At 38.5% G+C, this 24,563-nt stretch carries 24 protein-coding genes and 1 pseudogene; 11 read left to right on the forward strand and 14 right to left on the reverse strand.

Translation table 11 applies throughout. The annotated features are described in order from the left end of the window. The first annotated feature begins 103 nt into the window (after window positions 1-103). Entirely contained in the window at window positions 104-646 is a 543-nt protein-coding gene (locus SAR02S_RS05585) for a hypothetical protein (protein WP_041957715.1), read from the forward strand. Window positions 647-695: 49 nt separating this feature from the next. On the opposite strand, the gene SAR02S_RS05590 is transcribed toward SAR02S_RS05585, so the two are convergent. Next, complete coding sequence (locus SAR02S_RS05590) at window positions 696-1,694, reverse strand: LLM class flavin-dependent oxidoreductase (RefSeq protein ID WP_041957717.1); 999 nt, start codon at window positions 1,692-1,694, stop codon at window positions 696-698. 199 nt (window positions 1,695-1,893) lie between these two features. Here SAR02S_RS05590 and SAR02S_RS05595 point away from each other — a divergent pair, with 199 nt between their 5' ends. The 3 genes from SAR02S_RS05595 to def all read left to right on the forward strand — a co-directional run bounded on the left by SAR02S_RS05595 (window position 1,894) and on the right by def (window position 3,987). Next, on the forward strand, window positions 1,894-2,472 hold the full coding sequence (locus tag SAR02S_RS05595; protein WP_041957719.1) for a pseudouridine synthase: 579 nt from the start codon (window positions 1,894-1,896) through the stop codon (window positions 2,470-2,472). 86 nt (window positions 2,473-2,558) lie between these two features. Then, window positions 2,559-3,272 carry a sulfite exporter TauE/SafE family protein gene (locus tag SAR02S_RS05600; RefSeq protein ID WP_041957721.1) on the forward strand — a complete coding sequence of 238 codons (714 nt, stop codon included), beginning with the start codon at window positions 2,559-2,561 and terminating at the stop codon, window positions 3,270-3,272. Between the two features lie 124 nt (window positions 3,273-3,396). Then, the gene (gene def, locus SAR02S_RS05605) at window positions 3,397-3,987 is read left to right on the forward strand and encodes a peptide deformylase (RefSeq protein WP_041957722.1); all 591 of its coding nucleotides are present in this window, start codon (window positions 3,397-3,399) and stop codon (window positions 3,985-3,987) included. On the opposite strand, the gene SAR02S_RS05610 is transcribed toward def, so the two are convergent. After that, on the reverse strand, window positions 3,984-5,000 hold the full coding sequence (locus SAR02S_RS05610; RefSeq protein WP_041957724.1) for an AraC family transcriptional regulator: 1,017 nt from the start codon (window positions 4,998-5,000) through the stop codon (window positions 3,984-3,986). The two genes, def and SAR02S_RS05610, sit on opposite strands and share 4 nt — an antisense overlap. 90 nt (window positions 5,001-5,090) lie before the next feature. On the opposite strand from SAR02S_RS05610, the gene SAR02S_RS05615 reads away from it, so the two are divergent. From SAR02S_RS05615 to SAR02S_RS05640, 6 genes are all read left to right on the forward strand, one after another. After that, entirely contained in the window at window positions 5,091-5,516 is a 426-nt protein-coding gene (locus SAR02S_RS05615; protein WP_041957726.1) for a HemJ family protein, read from the forward strand. Between the two features lie 92 nt (window positions 5,517-5,608). Beyond that, the gene (locus tag SAR02S_RS05620; RefSeq protein ID WP_041957728.1) at window positions 5,609-6,223 is read left to right on the forward strand and encodes a TetR/AcrR family transcriptional regulator; all 615 of its coding nucleotides are present in this window, start codon (window positions 5,609-5,611) and stop codon (window positions 6,221-6,223) included. Continuing rightward, window positions 6,220-7,449 carry a TolC family protein gene (locus SAR02S_RS05625; protein WP_041957730.1) on the forward strand — a complete coding sequence of 410 codons (1,230 nt, stop codon included), beginning with the start codon at window positions 6,220-6,222 and terminating at the stop codon, window positions 7,447-7,449. The genes SAR02S_RS05620 and SAR02S_RS05625 overlap by 4 nt, the downstream gene beginning before the upstream one ends. Further along, window positions 7,446-8,144 carry an efflux RND transporter periplasmic adaptor subunit gene (locus SAR02S_RS05630; protein ID WP_041957732.1) on the forward strand — a complete coding sequence of 233 codons (699 nt, stop codon included), beginning with the start codon at window positions 7,446-7,448 and terminating at the stop codon, window positions 8,142-8,144. Before SAR02S_RS05625 ends, SAR02S_RS05630 begins: the two co-directional genes overlap by 4 nt. Window positions 8,145-8,147: 3 nt before the next feature. Then, the gene (locus SAR02S_RS05635) at window positions 8,148-11,177 is read left to right on the forward strand and encodes an efflux RND transporter permease subunit (protein ID WP_041957734.1); all 3,030 of its coding nucleotides are present in this window, start codon (window positions 8,148-8,150) and stop codon (window positions 11,175-11,177) included. A gap of 268 nt (window positions 11,178-11,445) precedes the next feature. Beyond that, window positions 11,446-11,928 (forward strand): outer membrane beta-barrel protein, encoded by a 483-nt coding sequence (locus SAR02S_RS05640; RefSeq protein WP_041957736.1) that lies wholly within the window; start codon window positions 11,446-11,448, stop codon window positions 11,926-11,928. A 38-nt stretch (window positions 11,929-11,966) separates the two neighbouring features. Here the strand turns inward: SAR02S_RS05640 and SAR02S_RS05645 are convergent, their stop codons facing one another. Then, window positions 11,967-12,179 (reverse strand): hypothetical protein, encoded by a 213-nt coding sequence (locus SAR02S_RS05645; RefSeq protein WP_041957738.1) that lies wholly within the window; start codon window positions 12,177-12,179, stop codon window positions 11,967-11,969. Window positions 12,180-12,370: 191 nt separating this feature from the next. Here SAR02S_RS05645 and SAR02S_RS05650 point away from each other — a divergent pair, with 191 nt between their 5' ends. Further along, window positions 12,371-12,682 (forward strand): hypothetical protein, encoded by a 312-nt coding sequence (locus SAR02S_RS05650; protein ID WP_041957739.1) that lies wholly within the window; start codon window positions 12,371-12,373, stop codon window positions 12,680-12,682. 43 nt (window positions 12,683-12,725) lie between these two features. On the opposite strand, the gene SAR02S_RS13560 is transcribed toward SAR02S_RS05650, so the two are convergent. The 11 genes and pseudogenes from SAR02S_RS13560 to SAR02S_RS05700 form a co-directional block, all read right to left on the reverse strand. Then, window positions 12,726-13,379 (reverse strand): methyl-accepting chemotaxis protein, encoded by a 654-nt coding sequence (locus SAR02S_RS13560; protein WP_369385014.1) that lies wholly within the window; start codon window positions 13,377-13,379, stop codon window positions 12,726-12,728. A 162-nt stretch (window positions 13,380-13,541) separates the two neighbouring features. Further along, a pseudogene (locus SAR02S_RS13565) lies at window positions 13,542-14,732 on the reverse strand (FIST signal transduction protein); the annotation flags it as partial. A gap of 461 nt (window positions 14,733-15,193) precedes the next feature. Further along, window positions 15,194-15,844, reverse strand: coding sequence for a ferritin family protein (locus SAR02S_RS05660; protein WP_041957740.1), 651 nt, complete (start codon window positions 15,842-15,844; stop codon window positions 15,194-15,196). A gap of 82 nt (window positions 15,845-15,926) precedes the next feature. Next, on the reverse strand, window positions 15,927-16,520 hold the full coding sequence (locus SAR02S_RS05665) for a hypothetical protein (protein WP_041957742.1): 594 nt from the start codon (window positions 16,518-16,520) through the stop codon (window positions 15,927-15,929). Between the two features lie 140 nt (window positions 16,521-16,660). Beyond that, entirely contained in the window at window positions 16,661-18,469 is a 1,809-nt protein-coding gene (locus SAR02S_RS05670; protein WP_041957743.1) for a menaquinone biosynthesis decarboxylase, read from the reverse strand. A gap of 9 nt (window positions 18,470-18,478) precedes the next feature. Then, the gene (hemC, locus tag SAR02S_RS05675; protein ID WP_041957745.1) at window positions 18,479-19,423 is read right to left on the reverse strand and encodes a hydroxymethylbilane synthase; all 945 of its coding nucleotides are present in this window, start codon (window positions 19,421-19,423) and stop codon (window positions 18,479-18,481) included. Further along, a complete protein-coding gene (locus SAR02S_RS13355; RefSeq protein WP_041957747.1) occupies window positions 19,420-20,280 on the reverse strand; it encodes a DsbA family protein in 861 nt (286 codons plus the stop codon). The genes hemC and SAR02S_RS13355 overlap by 4 nt, the downstream gene beginning before the upstream one ends. Next, complete coding sequence (locus SAR02S_RS05685) at window positions 20,231-20,659, reverse strand: FxsA family protein (protein WP_041957748.1); 429 nt, start codon at window positions 20,657-20,659, stop codon at window positions 20,231-20,233. Before SAR02S_RS05685 ends, SAR02S_RS13355 begins: the two co-directional genes overlap by 50 nt. After that, window positions 20,656-22,359 carry a proline--tRNA ligase gene (locus SAR02S_RS05690; protein ID WP_041957750.1) on the reverse strand — a complete coding sequence of 568 codons (1,704 nt, stop codon included), beginning with the start codon at window positions 22,357-22,359 and terminating at the stop codon, window positions 20,656-20,658. Before SAR02S_RS05690 ends, SAR02S_RS05685 begins: the two co-directional genes overlap by 4 nt. Further along, window positions 22,356-23,660 carry a glutamyl-tRNA reductase gene (gene hemA, locus SAR02S_RS05695; protein WP_041957752.1) on the reverse strand — a complete coding sequence of 435 codons (1,305 nt, stop codon included), beginning with the start codon at window positions 23,658-23,660 and terminating at the stop codon, window positions 22,356-22,358. Before hemA ends, SAR02S_RS05690 begins: the two co-directional genes overlap by 4 nt. 1 nt (window position 23,661) lies before the next feature. Next, complete coding sequence (locus SAR02S_RS05700) at window positions 23,662-24,558, reverse strand: polyprenyl synthetase family protein (protein ID WP_084218456.1); 897 nt, start codon at window positions 24,556-24,558, stop codon at window positions 23,662-23,664. Window positions 24,559-24,563 lie beyond the last annotated feature (5 nt).

The raw sequence follows: 24,563 nt of genomic DNA on the forward strand, positions 1-24,563 counted from the left end.
AGAAAATTAAAAATCCAACCTTAATTCTTTTATATAATCATGATTTATTCAAGATATATAGAATATAATCCATACTTGTTTAATTCAATTCTAGAAAGCAAAAATGGAAAAAGCTTCATGGATCGCTGCTATTGTCAGTGCATTTGTCGCTATTATCACTCTATATTTTACAGTATTTCAACCAACTCAAACCCAAAATAATACAGCATTAACAAATATATCATCTCCTACACAAATAGCCATCCCTACTGAAACTAATGCACGCCAAGAACAAGATAAATTGATTCAAGATTCTTCAGATAAACCTACTTCAATCGCTGTTTCACTATCTGCGGCAAAAAAAATTTCCAATATAAATGACCGAGACATTGAACTTGATAGACTTGCACATATTGCGATAAAACGACATGAATTTCAAGCTGCATTAGATACAGCTAAAAGTATCTTGAACATAATGAGAAAAGATCAATTACTTGAACTTATAAATTGCTATGCAGCATATTATGGAAACTTTGAAATTGCAAATGAAGCAGCAAATAATGCCTCTTCTACTAAATCAAAAACGAATATGCTTTTAAAGATTTCTAGGACTTCATCACTAAGATCAGGTGAAGGCGATAATTCATCTGATTGTAAAGATTTTTAAAAGAATAGGGGTCAGGGCTAAACTTTTAACTTTTTATTTTATAAATATATTAATCAAACCAAACCCTAGAAATCAACTCATAAGATTTTATTCTATCCTCTGGGTTATGTATCATAGAGTTTATCATCACTTCATTGGCTCTTATTCGCTCAATAAGGCTTTCAAGTTTTTCTTTAACAAATGCGGGTGTTCCCCATATGGACTCTCGTGTTTTATGTCGTATACTGGTTTCTTCCCACTTTTCCCATAAACGACTCATATCATTTGTTGGTTTGCATAATGGACTATTATCACCACGTTGGAGATGAAGAAACTTTTGAAGTTCTGTTGTTGCTAGGTATTGGGCTTGCTCAGTTGTCTCGGAACAGATGACATTGATACAGATGATAATATACGGCTCTTGTAATTTAGAAGAGGGTTTAAAGTTTGCACGATAGAGTCTTATGGCATCTTCCATAGCATCTGGTGCAAAGTGTGAGGCAAACGCAAAAGCCAATCCCTTTTCTGCTGCTAATTGCGCGCTAAACGTGCTCGAACCAAGCAACCAGATGGGAATGTCGAGTCCATAGCCTGGGACGGCTTTGATCCCTTTTGTGCCCGCTTTATCTGATAAAAAGTATTGTAACTGTTCAAGCATCAGAGGAAAGTCTGAGCCGTCATTGTTTATGTCACGTCTAAGGGCAAGCATGGTTTGTCTGTCCGTTCCCGGAGCTCTTCCTAAACCCAAATCTATTCTATTTGGATATAAAGACTCTAACGTTCCAAATTGTTCAGCGATAACCAATGGCGCATGGTTTGGTAGCATAATTCCACCTGAGCCTATCCGAATCGTTTGAGTTTTTGCGCCAATGTAACTCAATACTACCGATGTTGCGGCACTGGCAATTCCACTGAAATTGTGATGTTCTGCTACCCAATAACGTCTATATCCAAACGCTTCAACCTCTTGGGCTAGTTTGGTACTATTTTCTATGGCTTGCGCTATGGTGAAGCCTTCTCCTACGGGGATTAAATCTAAGACCGATAAGGGTATTTTTGTATTATTCATGGTTTTCTCCAGTTAAAAGCATCGTGTATAAACATTTCTCCCACTATAGTAGAATAAAATTATAATAACATTACCTAAAAATCTAACGTTAGAAATTTCAGCTATTCAATCTTAAAGAGGTAGAAAAGATGGTGATTTCAGGCTATTGCTTATATACTGTTTATTAAAGATTATTGAATACCCCCAAGGGATCTACCGAATGAATAAACCACCAAACGATTCCAAAGAACTGTTTGCCCTCAATAAACCTAAAGGTTATCTAGTCACGCGCTCTGATGATCTTGGGCGAAAAACCGTTTATGATCTTTTGCCTGAATGGACTTTTACTGAGGGATGGATGCCCATCGGACGGCTTGATTTGGACTCTAAAGGACTTTTACTCTTTACGACCAACAGCCAGATAAACCACGCTTTGACCACGCCTCAAAATTGCATCAAGGTCTATGAGATTTGGGTGAGAGGGCATGTGAGCGAGGAGCATATCGCAGAGGCGTTAAAAGGTGTGGAAAGCCCGCAGGGTTTACTGAGAGCGCTTGAAGTCGCAAAGATCAGCACTGGTGGCGCGAAAACAAAACTTAGGGTCAAAATTGATGAGGGAAAGAATCGGCATATCCGCCGATTGTTTGGAGCACTCAAAGATCCTAAATTTGGCACACCTTTGAAAGTCTTAGAGTTGAGCCGAGTTAGCATAGGCAGTTTTAACCTCGACATTGAAAGTGGAAAGTGGCGTTATCTTTCACAAGAAGAAGCGAAAATGCTCATTAAAAATCTTGATTAATTTGAATTTTGTTACCATACATAATCATAGAAAAGTTAAAAATGAACTTTGAATACTGTTTATTAGATAATTAGGAACTACCATCCATGAATGAATTCGTTTTAGGCTTGATCACTTTTATTACTTCAGTCATTACGGGTGCGGTAGGATTGGGTGGTGGATTATTATTGATCGCTATTCTTCCATCCTTTTTACCGCTTAACGCGCTTATGCCCGTTCATGGATTGACTCAAATTTCAAGCAATGTATCAAGAGCCTATTTTGGGGCAAAAGATATTCAATACAGTGTTGTACCCAAATTTTTCGTTGGTTCACTCGTTGGCGTTGGTATATTTGCTCTTTTATTAAATCTTATTAGCATCAAATACATACCTTTGTTCATTGGAACGTACATCTTGCTGTCTTTATGGTCTGAAACCTTTAATGACAAAATAAAAAAATATGAAAGCTACTATGTCATTGGATTTTTTCAAACGGGACTCTCTGTGCTTGTAGGCACGACGGGGCCACTTGCCTTGACTAAATTACTCAAAGAGTTTGAAAATAACGATAAAGTCGTCGCTACAGCAGCCGTGTTTATGAGCATTACTCATATTTTAAAAGCGCTCGTCTTTCTCAATTTTGGATTTATTTTTGCGGATTATCTTCCGATCATCATCGTTATGATTCTATGCTCAATTTTGGGCTCATACGTGGGTACAAAGTTGAGAAATAAGATAGACGGTAAAAAGTTATTTTTAGCATTGAAAATACTACTTTCTATCATGGCCATACATTCAATTATATCGATTTTTGAATAGTGAAAATTCCCTAAACTTTTGACTTTCAAGCACTCAATTTCTTTACATGTAAAATAAAAACCCTTATATTTTCAGAGTGCTTTATATATAATGAACACCATACTATTTCTGTGAGGAGGGCGCTATGGGACGGTTAGAGAACGTAAGCAATGACAGACTAAAGCCACAACGCTTGGAAATTTCACAACTGGGTTCGCCCATCATTCGTACTGTCGCTAAGAAAGTCGTAGGCATTTGTTCATCTGAAATTCAAACACTGATCGATGATATGATCTTTACATGTAACGAATCCAAAGGTGTTGGCATTGCTGCGCCACAAATTGGGCACTCTTTATCCATTATGATTATGGCATCCTACCCAAACACGCGTTACCCTTACGCCCCTCAAATGGAACCAACAGCACTGATTAACCCAAGAGTCATTGATTATTCTGAAGAGCAAGTCAAAGACTGGGAAGGGTGTTTAAGTCTGCCTGGTATCAGGGCACTTGTGCCTCGGCACACGCATATTGAGGTGATCTATTTGGATAGAGAAGGTAAGGAGCAAACGGTTATCTTTAGGGATTTTCTTGCGCGACTTTTCCAGCATGAGTACGACCATCTGATCGGTAAAGTGTTTATCGACAGAGTGGAGTCAACACAAGACATCATTATGGAAAAAGAGTATCAGCGTTTGATGAATGCAAAACTTTCAGAGAACGAGTCCTCTTTTTAAGATTGAGCCAACCATGCCTTTGGGCTCATGCCATACCACTTCTTAAAAGCCCGCAAAAATGGGCTTGGCTCGGCGTAGCCTAAGTAAGAAGCAATCGTAGGCGTCCCCAGTCCTTTTTGCAGATAATGTACGGCTAATTTCTGGCGCACTTCGCCTAAAAGTTCTACAAAACTTGCACCTTCATCTTTAAGCTTTTTTTGAAGCGTTCGAGGATGCATTCCTACTTTATGTGCGACTCTCTCCAGCGAGACATCCAGTTCACCTGTAGCAATGAGTATGTAACCTAAAACTTGCTCTTTGAGGCTTCCATGCACGCTCATTCCCAAGCTCTGCTCTGCCTCTTTTTCAAACACACTCAGCAGATAGGGGTTGTCATAACTTGTTTTCATCACCAGTTGTGTTTTGTCGAAGAAGAGGGCATTTTCAACCTCATCAAAGAGAATATTTTCGCCAAATATTTTTTGATACGCGTTTACATGTAAAGGTTTTGTATGCCTAAATGTTGTGCATTTTGGGAAAATAGGGTGGGGGATGATTTTGTTGATAAGATTGAGAAGCGCACTGAGGTGAATCTCAGCACTGTACTTTTCAAGATGAGCCACTTCGCCATTTTTATGAATGAGTAGGGTGAGTTTATACCCCTCATTTTCAGCTACAAAGATGGGTTTGAGTGTTTTGCCGATGAGAGGATAGTAACAGCACAGCTTGATTATCGCCTCTTCAACATTCGATGAATGCAGCATCAAGTAGCCTAAAACGCCTAGATTGTTTGGGGTGACTGAATCAGCAAATTTAAAAAGAAGACCATGATCTTTTGAGAGATTGATGGCTTCTTCGATGAGTTCATTGACATAAGAAGCACGAATCATCGCATCTTTGAGCTGCAATACAGGCATTTGCATCCCACGTTCGTGCATAAAAGAGGTTGCATCAAACGCATAGTTTTTGGTTAAAAAAGAGAGAATAAATAAAAATGCTTCCGCAGGAGCTTGCTTTGAATCATCGAGTCGCAAAATGTCATACCTTGAGTCGTAAAATGTCACTAGAAATTTCTAAGCAGATTATATACTAACGACTATTAACCCTGCTTAATAAGGAATAAAATGAACACCTACAGTCTTGTACTTGCATTTCATGTTATCTCTATCGCTACATGGATGATTATGCTTGTGTATCTGCCCAAACTCTTTGTTTATCACATCAATGCGCCACAACATGCACATGCTACTATTGCTCTGCAAGAAACCAGCCTTTACAAAGTTGGCACGGTCGCTATGATCTTTTCGATCAAGTTTGGTCTTATCTTGCTTTACCTCAATCCTTACTTACTCAAAAGCGGAGGGTGGTTACATGTAAAGTTATTGCTTGTTGTACTTATGGTGGTTTATCACTTTACATGTAAACGATTTATAACGCAATTAGACAAAGATGTAACGATACAAAACCTTCTCTTTTTTAGAATCTTTAGGATGATTCCAGAGATCACCACTTCTATCATTATTTTACTGACTATTATCAAGCCATTTTAATATTTGGCTTGAAATTCTATTGACAATTAGTTTAAATAAATGTACTATTTTGAAAAATAAATGACTGACGGTCATTCATTAAAGAGGTAGTAATGGCAAGAATTATTGACAAAGAAGAAAAACGGCTCGACATTGCACGTGCATCAATTGAACTGTTTACGTATAAAGGTATCGCGCAAACAAGCATCGATGAAATCGCAAAAAGTGCAGGAGTTGCGAAAGGTACCATTTATCTTTACTTTAAAAATAAAGAAGAGATTATCTTTGCAATTTGGGATATGTTAGCACAGCGACATCAAGATGTATTTCAAAAGCGCATTACAGACAAGATGAGTGCAAAAGAAAAAATCATAGAGCTTTTTAATTTTACGGAATGCGAAGAAGACCATGATAAAGAGCAAATTCTTACATTGTATCAACATTTTCTAAGTACCATGCTCGTTGACAAAACAGGTCTTTATACAGCTTATTTTGAGAGTTTTTTTCAAAGAGATTATAAAACTATTTCTACCTGCCTTCAAGAGGGTATTGAAAAAGGTGAATTAGCGCCTCATGACGTAGATAAACTCACCAAAACCATCATTGTTTTTATGGATGGAACCCTGATTAAAGCCAAAATGAGTAATTTTCATTTTGAACAGGCACAAGCCTTTCTTATTCAACACATCACTTTTCTACTCGATCAATGCACAAGGAAAGAACCATGAAAAAATTAAGCCTTTTATGCCTCTTTCCACTGTTTGCGTTTGCAGGAAACTTACCCCAACTTTTAAATCTTGCAGAACAGAACAAACAAGTGGAAGCTTCGCGCTATAGCCTAGAAGCTGCAAAAGAGAAAGAATATGCAACGAAAAGTGGCTATATGCCGAGCCTAAGCGTGGGAGGAAACCAAACCTTCAATAAAGAAGAGACTATGTTTGCTCCTGAAAAAAGCCGTACAGGCTCTGCGACACTTTCATTTACCATTTATGATGGTGGAAAGAGAGAGGCACTGTTTGACCAACAACAAGCCCTTGTCAAAGCAGCCACATTCTCACTAGCATCTGCCCAAAACAATGTTTCACTCAATGTCATCTACTACTACTATAATTACATCAGTACACTGGCAAGCAAAGAGTCTACAGTGCAAAAAATGGAGCAGTTAGAGGCGGAGCGTTACCGACTTGAAAAATACCTCTCCGTAGGAAGTGCAACGGCAGATGAGTTGCAAAAGATCATCTCGACCATTGAGCAAACCAAAGTCGATCTTTTAACCCTAGACAACACGCTAAACAACATCTCCAATACCTTAGAGTACCTTACAGGAAAAGAGGTGAGTGTGGAAGCAGGCTCATCCGTAACACTGCAAGAAGCTAAAATGGATGAAACCACACGTTTTGACATCTTAGCACTGGAAGAGAGTGTTCAAAGCTCACGTGCAGAAGCAGAAGCAGCCAAAGCTCCACATTTACCGACGATTAAACTTGAAGACAGCTACTCACGGTTCAAAAATGACTACGCCAATCAAGCATGGAAATCAGACAATGACCATCAAAATACAGTACAACTGACGCTGCAATGGAAAATCTTTGATTTTGGTTCCACTTCGGCAGCTGTACAAGCCGCTCAAAAAAGCTACCTTTCTAAAAGCAGTGATCTAGCCTATGAAAAGCAAAAAGCAAAAGCGAGTTTCAAAAGCGCTCAAAATAGTTATAAAACAGCTCTTGGAAAAATTGAAGCCGCAAAAGCCAGACTAACAGCATCAGAGATGACGTATGAACTGGTTAAAAAGAAATTTCAACAAGGCATCGTCAACAACGTGACGTATCTTGACGCACTTACCGATAAGTTCAATGCAAGGTCCCAGCTTCAAACTGCACTCAATGAAGTTGAATACCAAAAAGCCGTTCTACTCTACGAAATGGGTAAAGAAATAAAAGGAGCTATCCAATGAGAAAAATTTTAATAAGCACACTATTGATGTTTCAAGCCCTTATCGCTGGGGAAGTTTATGCAACCTTTGATGTTGTCAGTGAAAAAAGCTCTGAGCTTGGTCTTTCCATTTCAGGCGTTGTAGGATCTTTACAAGTAGATGTTGGAGATAAGGTCAAAAAAGGTGATTTACTGCTCGCTTTAAGTAATGCACAAGAAAAAAATGAGTACGAAATCGCTCGCAAAAATGCTGAGCATTCGGTAAAAACGTATGATAGATACGCCAAAATCTCTGATGTCATTGATAAAGAGAAGATGGAAAACTACCTCTACGACAAAGACATTCAACTTTTAAATGCACAAAATAAAGAGATTGTCTTTAAAAAAACAGAACTTCGCGCACCTTATGATTTGGTCGTAACTAAGAAAAATACGGAACTAGGCAATATCGTACTAGGCTCTCAAACAAAACTTTTAACCGTTGCCAGCACACGCGATGTGAAGCTCGTGCTCAAACTGGATGAAAAGTACTGGAACAGTGTTAAAGTAGGGCAAAAATTTACCTATAAAGTCGATGGTAGCGATAAAAAGTATGAGGGCGTGATTAGTAAAATCTATCCAACCATTCTTCCAAGTACTCGCGAAATGCAAGCCGAAGTTAAAGCAGTCGACCTTATGCCAGGTCTTTTTGGCAATGGCATGATAAGTGCGGAATAACCTATGTATAAATTAGCCATAAATCGTCCCATAACCACCCTTATGGGTGTTTTAACTTTTATTGTTTTTGGTTTGATGTCTTACAACACCATGCCTATCAATCTTTTCCCCAATGTCGACTTTCCTATTGTTACCGTACAAACAACCTACAATGGCGCAGATCCAGCCACAGTGGAAACAAAAGTAACCGACAAAATCGAAGAGGCAGTCTCTGGCGTTGATGGTATCGATAAACTGATGTCAACCAGCTACGAAGGCTTTAGTGTTGTGACCATTCAGTTTAAACTGACTAAAAACATCGACATTGCAACCAATGACGTACGTGATAAAATTGGTGCGCTTAACCTTCCTACTGAAGTTGAAAAACCTGTAGTCAAAAAACTGGGTGCAACGGGAGGTGTCATCAACCTTTTTGTTGCCAGTGATGGTAAAAATGACATCGCATTGATGCGCCTTGCCGATGAAAAACTCAAACCAAAACTCCAACGTGTTAAAGGTGTTGGTGAGGTGAATATCATTGGTTTTCAAGAGCGTGAAATTCGCATCTTTATAGACCCTTTTTTACTGAACAAATACAACCTAAGCGCCTCAGATCTTAGTGGCATCATCTCAAAGCAGAACATCAAGCAGGGTGCGGGTAAGATGATCAACCAAAACCAAGAGATCATCATTAAAGCTGAGGGCGATGCTGCCAATATTCAAGAGATTGAAGAACTTTTGGTAAAACCAGGTGTACGTCTTAAAGATGTTGCAACGGTTGTTGATGGACTCAGTGATGCTAAGAGTTTTTCTTCTTACAATGGTCAAAGAGGTGTCACGCTTGAAGTTAAAAAGATTGCAGGTGAGAATGTTCTGAACATCATTAAAGGTGTTAAAAAGATCATGCCTGATCTTCAGCTTCTAGCGGGTAAAAACAACGAGATCAAAATCTTGCAAGACCAATCTGAAAAAATTATGGTTAACATCAACAATGTTCGTTTTGACCTTATTTTTGGTGCATTTTTAGCTATTATCATTGTTTTTGCCTTCTTACGTAACTTTACAGCTACCATTGTTTCAGCCCTTGCTATTCCAACGTCTGTTATTGGTACCTTTGCCATTATGAATGCACTAGGCTACGACCTTAACCGTTTAACACTTATTGGTCTTACGCTTGCTATTGGTATTTTTATTGATGATGCGATTGTTGTTATTGAAAATATTATGAAAAAAATGGAAGAGGGTATGAAACCTTTTCAAGCCTCTTTTGAAGGTATCAAAGAAGTTGCCTTTTCTATTCTGGCAATCTCTTCGGTTCTTTTAGCGGTCTTTATTCCTGTTGCTTTTATGGACGGAATCGTAGGTATGTTCTTTAACTCTTTTGCGATGACCGTAGCTTCGGGTATTGTTATCTCTTACCTTGTTGCTGTTATGTTTGTCCCTTCCATTGGTGCGCGTCTTTTAAGTGCGAAAGAGAGTAAATTCTACTATGCTACTGAGCCCATTTTAAAAGCGATTGATAAAGGTTATGTATCGCTTCTAAAACCACTTCTTCGTTTTAAAACAATTACAGTACTTGCAACCTTTGGACTTTTGTTTGCTTCCATGACACTTAAAGTGGGTATGGACTTTCTTCCAATGCAAGACAATAGCGAGTTTCAAGTTACCATTAAAGCTCCAGTGGGGATCAACTTGGAGACAATGAAGCAAAAGGTTATCCCTGTTGATGAGATGCTAAAGGGAGATCCATCCATCGCATATTCTATCATCTCAGTGGGATATGATGCGGCTAAAAGTCTTCATAAAGCACGTATTTATGTCAAATTAAAACCTGTTAAAGAGCGAACCGTTTCTCAACTCACACTCATTCAACAATACCGAGAGAAAATGAAAGGTATTGAAGGGCTTGTTATTGCTGTTGAAAAAGTGGATGACTTTGATACGGGTGGCACGACAGCACCGCTTCAAATTGTTCTTACCGGCGATAAATTTGAAACTTTAGATGAAACCTCGACCAAGCTTATGGATTATTTGAAATCAACGCAGGGTATCGTTGATGTTGATAGAGACTATGAGAGCGGTAAACCAGAGATGAAGCTGAGTATTCTTCGTGAAAACGCCCAAAGAGTAGGGGTAAGCGTTAAAGAGATTGCTGCTGTTCTTGGATCTGCTTATTCAAGCGATAGTGCCATCTCTTATTATGAAGACAATGGTAAGCAGTTTGACATTACCATTCGCTTTAGAGATGATTATCGAATGTCACTTGAGGATATGAAAAAACTCCAAGTCAAAAATGCCAATGGCGAATTTGTGGCACTTGAGGGGCTCATTGCCTTTGAAGACTCACTAGGAACTGCGTCCATCAACCGTTTTGATCGTGAGCGTAAAATCCTTGTAACCGCTAATATAGTGGGGACATCTCTTGATAAAGTGGTTATTCTTGTTGAAGATAAGATGAAAGAGATTCTTCCTGAGGGGTATCATTACCGTTTTACAGGTGATGTTGAAAATATGAACGATACAGGTAAAGCGTTTGGTGCAGCCGTAATCTTAGCGGTTATCTTAATTTACTTGATTCTAGCAGCACTTTATGAGTCACTCATTCAGCCGTTCATCATTATGATCTCTATGCCACTCTCCTTAACAGGTATTATGGTTGCATTATATCTGAGTGGAAACACATTCAGTCTTTTCGTTATGATTGGCATTATCTTGCTTCTGGGAATGGTTGGTAAAAATGCTATTCTTGTTGTTGACTTTGCTAACCGTGCGGTTAAAGAGGGTAAAAGTATCGACGATGCACTTCTTGAAGCGGGTGAAAAACGTCTACGCCCGATTTTAATGACCACCTTTGCGATGATAGGCGCTATGATGCCTTTAGCCTTTGGTAGCGGAGCAGGGCATGAAGCTAACGCGCCTATGGCACTTGCTATCATTGGTGGACTTCTAAGCTCTACTGTTTTAACCCTGCTCGTTGTTCCTGCCATCTATAAGTTTATGTACCCAATGGATAGCTGGTTACGTTCATGGTACGAAAAAGGTACTGTTCGTTAAGCTTTACATGTAAAGAGGCTGTTTTTCATTTACAGCCTCTTTTTACCTCTCTTTTCTTTCACTTACATTGACAATAGGCACACTTTTTGCTTTCTATATACTTGGATTTTCAGTTTTATTGTGCTGGATTTTCTATGTTCAATTAAAAGGTTCTCTGATTATAGAGTTTATAAAAGAGCAATGCTCTTTAACGACGTGAAAATCATCTCGTATGTTTTCTCACGAAAATTCCGTTTTTTCGGATATGTAAATGCTTTAAGGACAAGTAATGAAAAAGATGGTATGTCTCATTTCAGTAGCAGCAGTGCTTGGAATGAATGCTTACGCAAAAGATTATGTTGAAGATGTACATGGTAGCATCTCCCGTGCAACGATTGATGGAGAACACAAGGCTGCGTATAACATTGGTTATGGTATTACAAAAACATTGGATAACAAAGTACTCTTTGGTGTCGCTTTTAACGGTGAATATTCTAATCTATCTGATGGTTCAATGTATGGCGCTGGTACAGACTTTAAGCTTGGTTACAATGTATGGGAAAAAATGAATGCTTATGGCATTGTTGGAGCAAAGCTTCAATCCGTTGATGGTAATTCAGGTTATGGTTTGGGTTATGGATTAGGTGTTGATTATCCTATTACGCGAGCTATTTCAGCAGCTGTTGAGTATAAAAATTACAATATGAATGCAAGTAATATGCCTGATTATGACTACAAAACTTTGGGACTTAACCTCAAATACGCGTTTTAAAACACTTGCAGGGATAGTAAAATCCCTGCAAACTCTTTTTATTTATTGCGTTTTCTATCTTTCTTCGCTTGTTTTGCTTTAGCTTTGGCTTGTGCTTTGCGAGCATCGCTCATTTTTGCTTTGTCAGAGTTCACAGCACCAACATTGGTTTGTTTACCAAGATAAGGCACTGTATGCTTTTGTTGTGTTGCAAGACTTGCTAATTTGTAGCCATTTTCCATTTTAACGCTATTGTTTAATAATCCGCCCATAATGTATCCTTCGTGTATTTTAAAATGTGATTGGAGAAAAATCGTTGGGAGTTTTGTAACGATATATCGTTTATTATACTTTATCCTTGCTTTAAACCATGTAAAATGGTTTACATGTAAAGAATTTGGCTCTTATTTCAGACTAGTTGATTAAAATAGCACCTAATGTTTTTTACATGTAAAGGAAAAGTATGCCAGAGCAAAACCTCATAACGATGCAACAGTACGCCATAAAAAATAAAATGAGCACCTTTGCTGTTGTAAAATTGGTCAATGCTAAAAAACTTAAAACCATTAAAAAAAATATTGATGGAGAAGAGCGGGAGTATATTATTGATGATACACTTCCACATAAACCTGCTGGACACAGTGAAATACCCCTCGAACCAGAGCAGGGCATTAAAATTGACTATGAAGTCGAATTTCATAAACTTTTAGCAAAATACGTCGAGGTTCAGGAAAAATATACCAAACTCATTGAAGAAAAATACAATACGAAGTAAATAGAAGAGGGCATTGTGAAAATGCCCTAAATACACAGTTTGCTTAGTGATTTAAGATATCAAGTGTTTTTTCATAGATGCTCAGTTTACCAAGCTCTGTGTTAAGTTCATTTGTCAGTTTTGATTGAGATCTGAGTTCGCTCGAAATGACATGGCTTTTTCCAGCTAAATTTTCCATATCGGAAGAGAGCGTGTTACTTTTCGATGAAACTTCTAAAAGTCCACTGCTCACGCCACTCATAGTTTTACTGATACTCTCAACCGCTTGGATGATGGTACTAACAGAAACATTGGTTTCTGAAAGACTTTTTTGCGTACGCTCTGCAAGTTTTCGCACTTCATCAGCAACAACGGCAAAACCACGACCATGTTCACCCGCACGTGCCGCTTCAATTGCAGCGTTGAGTGCTAAAAGATTGGTCTGATCCGCAATATCAGAGATCACACTTAAAACAACACGAATATCACGAACATTGTTGGTCAAGTTCTCAACCTCAATTGAAAGATTGGCATTGTCAGCGCTGCCTTTTTCCATACTTGAAGAAAAAATAACAAACTCTTTTTCAACGTCACACAACTGTGTTTCGATCGCATCAATGGCGCTTACAGCATGTTGAAGTGTTATTCCCATACTTTCAATCACAGGCATACTTTCTTTCATTTGAGCAAGCATCGCTTTGTTAATATTATCAACCATATTTTGACGATTGATCTTTCTCAATAGAAAATAACTCTTAAATCCAGCGTATTTTTGTACAAAATTATCGATATAATCATCTTCAAAACTTTCACCATCAACGTGATAAAAAAAGATCGCAGTCAAGGTTTGATTGATATTCACACCTAAAAGCTCACCAAAGGTTGAAAACCCTACAACAGGAATCTCTTTGAAAGTAAAGAGTTGATTGATCTCTTTCGCATTACAAAGGCGTCTTAAGACACAGTCATTAAAGATAGCACCAATCGCTTTGGGTTTATTGCGACTAAAGTCGGCAAAGTCATGGTTTGTTGTCTGCACAAAGTCTGTTTTTTCCAGCAAGAGAAGCTCTTCACCTGCCTCAATATCGCAGTAAAAATGAATGGTATCGTTTACAACATCTACGGATGCAACGGAACGAATGTATATCTCACCATCAATTTCAATACCAAAAGTATAATTAGCCAATTGTGCGCTCAATTCGCTTGCTGAACATCTAAAATGAGTTGTTAAAGCCGCTACTATACCCACACCAATATTGGTCTTACGATCTAAAAAAGCACTCACCGTGCGCGCAATGGGATTCGCTGCTAAAACAGTAAAAGATGCGGATGTTTTTCTAAAATTTTGACTTTTAAAAACACCAAAACGGTACTGTGGTGCTAATTTAATAAACGTAACCACCGCATGATGGCGCAAAGTACGTGTTCCATCAAATATATAAGTATTTTGAAAATCTAATTTACCACCAGCACTTCCACCGATGAGTAAACAGGGAAATTTAGCCACATGATAGATGGCATCCATAAAAAAGCTCTCACTTGCACTAAGACCATCAATGAGCGTGTAACCTAGCGTGTCATCGGAGCGCATTTTAAAGGGAACATGCACTTTTTTAACCTCTTCTGCGATCATTGCAGAACGTTCCGCTGCTGTTTTTTTACTGGTAGCCATATCTTCGCTTTTTAGCGGAATAGATGCCACATAGACATCGCTGACCATTTCGGGAGCAAAAAGCATCAAAACAATGTTATCGCCTTCACCAGCATTTGCAGAGGAATAAAGTGAGGGAAGGGGGTTTGAGCGATCAAAACTGCATAATTCGCCGGCAGTGGTAGAAAGTATCAATGTTGTATCATTTGGAAGCGCTTGTTTGAGTTTTGAAGCAACAGAAGGAAAATCAAGGGAGGGCGAGACAAAACCTAAGACAACTTTAGGCTTAAAAGATATATTTTCAAGCGATGTTGTAATCGTTTTCTCTTGCAAGGTTAAGGTTACAATGGTTTGATTGGCAAGGCTGCTAGATGTCCCTATAGATTGTTTTTGTGAAGTTGATCGAAAGAAGTTCATCATGGCATGTTTTCCTTGAATAAAATTTGATATATTTAACCCAATTTGCTAGTTTAAAACCAACAAATAGCTTATTTAACCAGCTAAACTGGAACCTTGATTTTTCTCATCTAAAAAATCTTACATCAAATTCGTAGCATGAAAATAGCGTACAATAGAGCTATAGACAAATAAATATTTATACCTTATTGATGCTAACTCACAAAAAATAAATATGTACTTAAATCACCTATTTTAAAAGCTTTGATCCAAATGAGCCACAAAATGAGTTACTTCTCTACATTTTTATATTCTAGAAAGATTCTGAGAGCTTCGATATACTACAGTTAAATACAGTAAGAGAATTTTAGTAACGCATTTAACTAATTGTTGAAAACTTAAATTTTCATAGTTAATAAAGAAAGTGGTAGTATACAGAAGCCTACCTTGCATGTGGTAGAACTTCTGTATATGAATAGAATTAATTAGAGACCTAAATCTTGTCTTTTAAAGTACTCTTTACCCACTTTGCACAATGGGCAAGCGTTTGGTGCCTTTTTACCTCTATGAATGTGTCCACACACTTCACAAACCCAAATCTCTTCTTCTGCATCAGCAAAGAAACCATCTTCTTTCATTGCATCTTGAAGTGCTTTGTATTCGCGTTCATGTTCAACTTCAACTTTACCAATTGCATTGAAAAGACGTGCAAGCTCTTTATGTCCTTCTTCTTCGGCAATTTTTGCAAAACCTGGATACATAGTTTCATGCTCGTAATGTTCACCAGCCATCGCACTATCAAGGTTTTTGAGTGTAAGCTCAGTCTCAGAGCCATCTACAAGTTTGTGGTATGCTTTAAATTCAGCACGTGCGTGCCATTTTTCATTTTCAGCTGCTTCTCTAAAGTGACGAGAAACTGCATGCCAGCCCTCTTCTAGTGCAATGTCCGCAAAAAGGTCATATTTGTTACGCGCTTGAGACTCGCCAGCAAATGCTTTCATCAAATTGACTGCTGTTAAATCAGTTGTAATACATGCCATTTCTTGACCACAACAGGTAAGCTTACCGCCACCTACATTTTGAACTTCAACTTCGTTACCACATTTACTGCATTTGTATGTCTCATACTGTCTCATTATTACTCCTTAAAATTTGTACTGAAATTGTAATCTAAGTTCACTTAAACAATAATTAATTCTAATTAATAATTTTTATTATCTAAAGGATTCCCTTTTGACTGAAAAACTCTTCAATGGTTTTAGTGGAGAATGCTTTATCGTACATATAAAGCTCTTGCCATGTTTTGCCCTCCAAAAAGCTCTTAGTCTCTATCTGGTACTTCTGTTTAATACGTTGCACAAACTCTAAAGCAGCACTAAATAAAAGCGCGTATTGAGCAGAAGTAAATTTTTTGAGAAGATCAAACAAGCGGTAATAATTAACCATCTTTTTACTTGACTCTTCACCCATACGAAGCGACCAAATGCGTCCTGCAAACTCATGTTGGTACTCAACACCCGTGCGAATTTCTAAAGCAAATTCACGAAGTCCTTGTAAAAATGTCTCTTTGGGTAAAAAATTGTTTGTATTGTGGAAAAACAGATAGATACTGAAAAGAAAAAGATCTTCTATACAAGGAGCATAGTCCTTGATCTCTTGATATGTCTCTTTTTCGACGCCCAGTTGCATTCTAAGATAGGCTAAGTGCTTTACCCGCCAGTTATCTTTTTGCTCTGCCCTCTTCTGCCACTCTATTAATGTAGGTCTAGGTATATCGTAACGCTCAACTAAAGGCTTGTAAGATGTCTGCATAGCTTACTCCCAAGTCAGAATTCTCTATTCTATTACTTTTTGTAAAATATTTCAATACATAAAGTTGATTTTAGATTTATAGAGAGAAAATGTATACCATTTGTTAATTTTTAAAATAAATGGTATACATAAAAGGGAGATTAGATATGAAAATGCTTTAAAAATTCAGGATTGTTTTCGACTAAACCAAGGTCTATAAGGTGCTGAATCGTTTGTTGATCGCAATCAGTATCTTTCGGCCACTCTCTGGTGTAACCATCCAACGAATTTTTAGTTGTCGCATCAATGCCGATAAACTCATCTTCAATAAAAATATCTCGAAGTGCATCGATGTTATTGACCACACGCCAGATGAGCATATAGGCATTCGCCACATCATTCCCTTCACAATCCACAACAATGAGAAGTTTTATATGTTCTTTCAAAGGCTTAAGTGCTTCATACACCTCTTTGCCTGCCTTTTCCTTATCGATACTCACAACTGTAATCGGTGTTTTTGTATTCGTTTTATACTGTTTTAGTGCTTTTATTTCTGGCACCAATGTCGTTACTTTAAAAAAAAGATCTCTATCGCTCAAAATAGTTTTAGAAGGAGCATCAACGATGCTTCCAGTACAGTCAACGCCCAATTTTCCACCAAAAAGAGCATTGGGAGAAGCGTGATCAAGTGCGTCGCATACACCTTCGCTAATGAGCAAGCGTTTAGCACTGACTCGATTTAAGATATAGTCACTCAAAGGCTCATAATCGTCCAATTCTGGTGCATTTTCGTCCACAAAAATTGCATGCTTCACAAAACTCATCTGCCCAACACCCCAAAAAGCATGCATAAACTGCTTGGCGTGTCCTGGGTAAAGTACATTCATTTTTGCCAAAATAAAGTTATGGAAAACGCCATTTTCAGGCATATTGTAATCAATTAAATCTGGTGCTGTTGTTTTGAGTAGTGGTAAAAAGATGCGTTCGGTCGCCCATCCCATGTATTTATCTTCTAAAGGAGGTTTGCCCACGACAGTCGCTTGGTAGACAGGTTTTTCTTTACATGTAATGCAGGTCACATCCATAACAGGATACGGCTCTTTAAGCGTGTAGTAGCCTGTATGGTCGCCAAAAGGTCCTTCGATTTCCATCAAAGTTGGATCAACCCAGCCCTCGATGACGATGTCCACATCTTCAGGTACATAAATAGGATTGGTGAGAGATTTGACCAAACGAGCACTTTTATCTTTGATGAAACCATAGAGTAAAAGCTCAAACATACCAATCGGCATTGGCGCTTGTCCACACCAAATATAAAGCGGATCGCCACCAATTCCAATACTTACAGGCATCTTTTTACCTGCTTTTTGGTACTCATGGAAGAAATGAGCGCTGTCTTTGTGGATCTGCCAGTGCATACCTAAACGATTTTTATCGTACACTTGCAGACGGTACATGCCTAGATTTTGTTTGGTTCCATCCAAACTTTGTGTATACACTTGCCCCATGGTGATGAAAGGACCACCATCTTCACTCCATGTGGTTAGAATTGGGAAATCATAAAGATTTGGCTCGGTATAAACCTTTGTTTGACAAACACCCTTTCCTTTCAGTCGTTTTGGAAGGGCATTTTTAAGGTTAAAAAGAGTTCCTAGCATACCCATTTTGTCCATAAACGACGTTGGCGGTTTCATGTGCATTAAAGATTCTATCTGCTTGGCTACAACATTGGGATTTTTACCAAATATAAGCTCCGTGGCTTTAGAAGAACCAAATACATTCATAAGTACGGGCATATCAAATGATTTACCCAGTCTTTTACTGACGGGCTTCGTAAAAAGAAGTGCTTTAGAATCCTCTTTTTTAACTTCAATGTAAGCAAGATGCGGAATTTCAAGGTTTATGTCTAATGCTTCATCGATGACACGTAAAAGATCGTTTTGGCGTAAAAGCTCAATTATTCTCTGCATCCCTAGCCTTTAAAAAATTTCATTGAGAGCTATATGTTCAGCACGCTCTAGTAGAGCTTTTGCACCCTTGTCAATCACTCTTTGCGCTAATTCTTTGCCTACCGTTTCATACGCTGAACGGGTGGTTTTTATCTCTTCTGTGAGCATTTCTGAGCCATCAGGAAGACCAAGAATTGCTTTTACATGTAAAGAATCTCCATTGATCTGCGCATTCACACCAATAGGCACTTGACAACCACCTTGAAGCACGGTGATAAAATCGCGCTCTACGCGTGTTTCGATGATCGCATCTTCATCGTTAAGTATCGAAACCAAACGTTCAACCTCGGCATCGCACACGATCTCTATACCAAGAGCAGCTTGTCCCGAAGCGGGAATCATCACCTCTTTAGAAATAGGTGTAAAATAGGTCACTTCTGAAGCAAGCCCTAAGCGGTTAATGCCAGCACTGGCTAAGATGATGGCATCAAACTCGCCCTCTTTGAGCTTACGGATACGGGTATTGACATTGCCACGTAGGTTTTTAATCACAAAATCCGGACGAAGTTTCAATAGTTGCATTCTGCGTCTTAAACTCGTAGTTCCAACCACAGCACCCTGAGGAAGTGCTTCTAATGAAGCGTATTTTTCAGAAAGCATGGCATCACGTACATCTTCACGCTTTGTAATCACGCCCAGTTTTAAACCTTCTGGAAATTCCATAGGAACGTCTTTAAGACTATGCACCGCAATGTGCGCTTCACCTCTTAGCATCGCCTCTTCAAGCTCTTTCGTGAAAAGCCCTTTACCACCGATTTTTGCTAGAGCGACATCTAAAATTTTATCGCCTTTGGTCATCATGATTGAAAGCTCAACCTCAAGCCCAGGATGTGCTTTTTCAAGTTCCGCTTTAACGTATTCTGATTGCCAAAGGGCTAGTTTACTACCACGTGTTGCAATAATTAGTTTTTTCATTTAGACTCTTTTATAAATTTTCTATAAGTTCGTTTTGTATCGTCTTTTTTACCGTCAAGATAAATAGTAGGAGTGCCATTTACCATTAAATTATTGGCAAGTTCTTGATCATTATTCATTTGTTGAAGAATAGTTGCTTGATTGATTTGCTCAACGGTGAAGTTTTTATTTAAAGCTTTGTTGAAAATATCCAAAACAACCTTTTCATCACTCTCTTTAATGTCAAAAAACTCTTTATACACTTTTTTAACAATCTCTTTATCGCCCTGCTTTTCTGCAAACTGCATTGCTTTAACCAATGTTGGAGCGGCGGGATGGATATTGAGTGGGAAATGGTAATAAAAAAGTGCAAAAGTTTCAGGATTTTTCTCTACATCCATAATTACTTCAGGAACAAAATCCATACAGAATGGGCATAAAGGATCGCTAAAAACAACAATTTTATGAGGTGCATTGAAATTACCTGCTAAAAGATGCTCTTTAGTGTAAGCTGAACTATCGATATCCAGTGAGAAATTTCCTTTGATGCTTTTTCCACTATTTATATCGGAAAAATCTTTGCTCAAAATTTTGCCATTGGTAAAGACAATGTCATTGACGGAAATCTTTTTACCTTCTTGTTTGGTAAGCTTCAAATCAATACGTACAAAATAGACCATCCACCCTGCGATGTCTTTCATCTCCTCTTTTTTGAGAATAACGACTTTTTCAAAGGCATAGCTTTCATTTGGCGCTATCGCTTTTTGTAAAAATGTGGTAACTTTGGTATCAAGATCGACAGAACTATCAGCAGCAAAAAGTGAAACACTACTTAATGCGATGATCGTCGTCAATAACTTCAATATCAATGATTTCATCTTCGTTTCCTTGTTTAAAATGACGTGGAGGATATTGATTGTCCTCTTTTACATGTAAAAATTTTGCAACCAACAAAGTGACAATGGAGCTAAACTGTAAGAGAAGGCCTACGATATCTCCAAGAAAGCCTGGTAATATCAGTAAAATAGCCCCCACAATCGTCCAAAGATTGAGTCTTTGAAAGGATTGCAAGCTTATCTCTCCTTGCATAAGGGCACTTAGATTTTGCATCAGCGTTACACGCATATTAGCAAGTAAAATGAACCCTATAAGAGCAGATAAGACAAGCTCAACAAATGTTGCAACAGCACCTATCGCAGAAGCAGCATTCACACTTACCATTACCTCCAAGAAGAGATAGATCAAAAAATATTTCACGCGAGTAGTTCCTTAAGTTTTGCAAGAGCTTCCTCTTTTTTAACAACGGTTTTTTCTAATGTTTTACGCTCTACAATCTCAACAAAGCCCTCTTCGAGCTCTTTTCCAACAATAAGCGCGTATGGAAGACCAATGAGTTCATAATCTTTCATTTTGAAACCAAAACGTTCATTTCTATCATCTAAAAGAACACTCAAGCACTCTTTTTTCAAAGCGTTGTAAATATCTTCCGCATACGTACTTTGCGCTTCATCTTTTGCATTGGAAACAATAATGTCCAAAAGGTATGGAGCAGTCTGTTTATTCCAAATACATCCTTTATCATCATGGCTTGCTTCGATCATAACAGCAACCAAGCGACTTACGCCGACACCATAGCAGCCCATAAAGAAAGGTTGTGCTTTACCATTTTTATCTAAAAAGGTTGCACCCATCGCTTTAGCGTATTTTTGTCCAAGTTGGAAGATATGCCCTACTTCAATGCCTTTAGTCACACCAAGTTCTCCGCCACAACATGCACAACGATCACCTGCTTTAACACTTGCAAGGTCTTTATAACGATCTTCATTGAAGTTAAACATTGAAACACCCACCATATGGAAGTCTGTTTCATTCGCACCACAGATAAGATTTTTGGCTTCTTTGAGTTCAAAATCTATGTAAAATTTTACACATTCTAATCCAACTGGTCCAATGAAGCCCGCTTTGAGCCCTGCACGTTCGACTTCTTCCAAGCTAGCATCGACCAAATCAAGCGCACCACACGCATTTTGCGCTTTGGTCTCTTGAAGCTCATCGTTTCCTCTTACAAAGAAGACCACGACCTCTTCTTTATCGACATAAACTGCTTTTTTAACAACCGCTTTAATACTGTAAAAGGAATCAACTTTGAAAAAAGCACAGACATCTTCAATCGTTTTCATATCGGGTGTTTTAAATTTTGAGAGGTTTGCTTCAGGAGCTTCTGCGGTGGTTGTTTTAGGAGCACGTTTCGCTGCTTCAATGTTGGCGGCATAAGAGCATTTTTCACAGACGACAATGTCATCTTCACCGTTTTGTGCCAAAACCATAAACTCTTTACTGCCACTGCCACCAATAGCGCCACTATCAGCTTCCACCGCTCTAAAATCAAGCCCTAAACGTGTAAAGATTTTGGTGTAGGTTTTTTCCATCACTTCAAACTCTTTTTTCATACACGCTTCATCTTCATGGAAACTGTAGCCATCTTTCATGGTAAATTCACGCCCACGAAGAAGCCCAAAGCGAGGACGTGCTTCATCACGAAATTTTGTGGTAATTTGGTACAAATGCAAAGGTAATTGCTTATAGCTATTGATGCGATTGCGTACAACATCGACAACAACCTCTTCATGGGTTGGTCCTAAAACAAATTCGTTATCTTTTCGATCTTTAAAGCGACACAACTCTTTGCCAAAAACATCATACCTTCCACTTTGTTTCCAAAGCTCAGCAGGTGTGACCACATCCATTTGGATTTCTTGGGCACCTGTTTCATCCATCTCTTCTTTGACAACATTTTTGATTTTGTCAAAAACGATTTTTCCCATCGGCAAAAAGTTATACAGTCCACTTCCTACTTGAGAGATAAAACCGCCACGCACCAAGAATTGATGGCTTGGAAGCGTTGCATCTTTAGGCGCTTCTTTGGTTGTTGGTGCATACAGTTTTGAAAATCTCATTTTATTCCCCCCATTTGGTATTCACATTTGTATTGATTCATTCGTTTGGTTTGATCTTCGTTAATATTAAAAATATATTGAACCGCTTGCACAATGGTATCGGCTTCTGGTTTTTCAGCAACTTCTTTTAAGTTCTTGGTTGCAGAGTGTAAAAAGGAGTTAAAGGCATGGTGAAGTACTTTGGAAACCTGATCTTGCAACTCTTCAGGAATATACCCTTTTTTGACTGCTTTCTCTAACTCTTGTAAAGAACACTCTTTTGCATGATCGCGAATCTCTTTAATGATCGGATCAACACACATAGTTTGTAACCATTTAAAGAAGTCCATTGTAGAACGCCCTACAATAGAATAAGCGATTTTAGCTTGTTCTTCACGAAGAGACATGTTTTTGTTGACAATCTCTTCAAGGTCATCGACCGAATAAACATGTAAGTCTTTATGCGTTTTAACATCAATATCACGAGGTACAGCAATGTCAAACCAATAGCGTGAAAACTCTCGCTCTTCGACCATATCATCGGTAATAACGCTATGCGGTGCTCCTGTTGCCGTAAATACAAGACGGTAACGGTTGATAAATTCTGTAAGTTTCGAATAAGGAGCTGTGGTTGCGAGCTCTCCCAATTCGGTTGCTAGTGCTTGTGCATGCTCAAGATTACGGTTAATGATAATAACATTGACCCCATTGGAGATAAGATGCTTTGCTGCCAACTGGCTCATCTCACCCGCACCTACAACCAGCGCACTCAAGCCTCCAATGCTTCCTAGAAGATCTTTCGCTTTATTAACAGCTACACTTGAAACAGAAACGGGGCTTTTAGAAATGTCGGTACGGCTACGTACTTCTGCGGCACAGCGAAATGCATGGTGCATCGCACGCCCTAATTTTTGTCCACAGTAGTTGTTTTCAAAGGCAAATTTAAATGCTTCTTTAAGTTGTCCTGCAATTTGTGTCTCGCCAATAACCAAGCTATCTAGAGAAGAGCAAACCGTGAAAAGATGATGAATAGCACCATTGTCTTCATAAATATCTGCCCTGCCTTCTAGCTCCTCACGTGGGATGCTGGAAACATTGCTTAAAAGATCAAATGTATCACTTAGCGCAGATGGACACTCAGCCACACTTACGATCACTTCTACGCGATTACATGTAGAGAGTAAGATGACCTCATTCACCGCAGCACAGGAAATTAATGAACCCATAAAATGGCGGCTTTTTTCTTCTGAATTAAACGCTAATTTTTCGCGAATGCTAATATCGGTGTTTTTGTGTGTAAAACTAATGGTGAGGTAATGCATATTAAAAATTCCTCTCAATCATATCTTTAATAATGGAGCTAAGGCCCACATCTTCTTCTTTCTCAATAACCGATAAAGCTTCCAATCCTAGCTTTCTAGCATACAAAATGGAATCTTCCAACGCGTTCGTCTCATGCATTTTGGTTTTAATCCACTCTTTTTGGGCATCATCAAGCTCTTGTTGGAACAAAGAAAGGAGCTTCGTTTGATCTTCTTTACAGAGTTTGCGGTACATGTAAAGATACGGCAATGTAGTTTTACCCTCTTTAAAATCGTTCAAGGAAGGCTTTCCAAGGGTTTCACTGCTTTGAGTGATGTCTAAAATATCATCGATAATTTGAAAGGCAAGTCCTAGATTTTTACCATAAAGCGCATAAATAGCACTTTCTTTTCCTGCAAGTATCGCTGCCGCTTTTGCTGAAGCTTCGATGAGTGAGGCAGTTTTTTTATAAATCATATCAAAGTAACGCTCTTCGCTGTCATTAAAAGTATGAGAGAGTTCAACATCCAAAAGCTCACCCACAGAGAGAAGTGCTACCGCATGAGAAATACTATAGGCAACATCTTGAGGCATGTGTGTAAGTTCGCTAAAGCCTTTGGAATAAAGGATATCGCCTAACATAATGGCTGTTTTGTTACCAAAAAGCGCGTTAATGGAGTCTTCACCACGTCTTGTGAATGCATCATCAATCACATCATCATGAAGCAAACTTGCGGCATGAATCAACTCAACAATGGCGGCAAGCTTTAAAGAAGATTCACTGAGCCCTGCAATTTTTAAAATCAATTTTGCGCGTAAACGTTTTCCCTTAGGAACTCTGTGAAAGAGTTCAACACTGCGTGCATCGCCTAAAGAAGCGACCATCTCTACCATCAAATTTTCAACTTTTCCTAACACCTGCA

Source organism: Sulfurospirillum arsenophilum NBRC 109478 (genome assembly GCF_000813345.1).
Classification (GTDB): domain Bacteria; phylum Campylobacterota; class Campylobacteria; order Campylobacterales; family Sulfurospirillaceae; genus Sulfurospirillum; species Sulfurospirillum arsenophilum.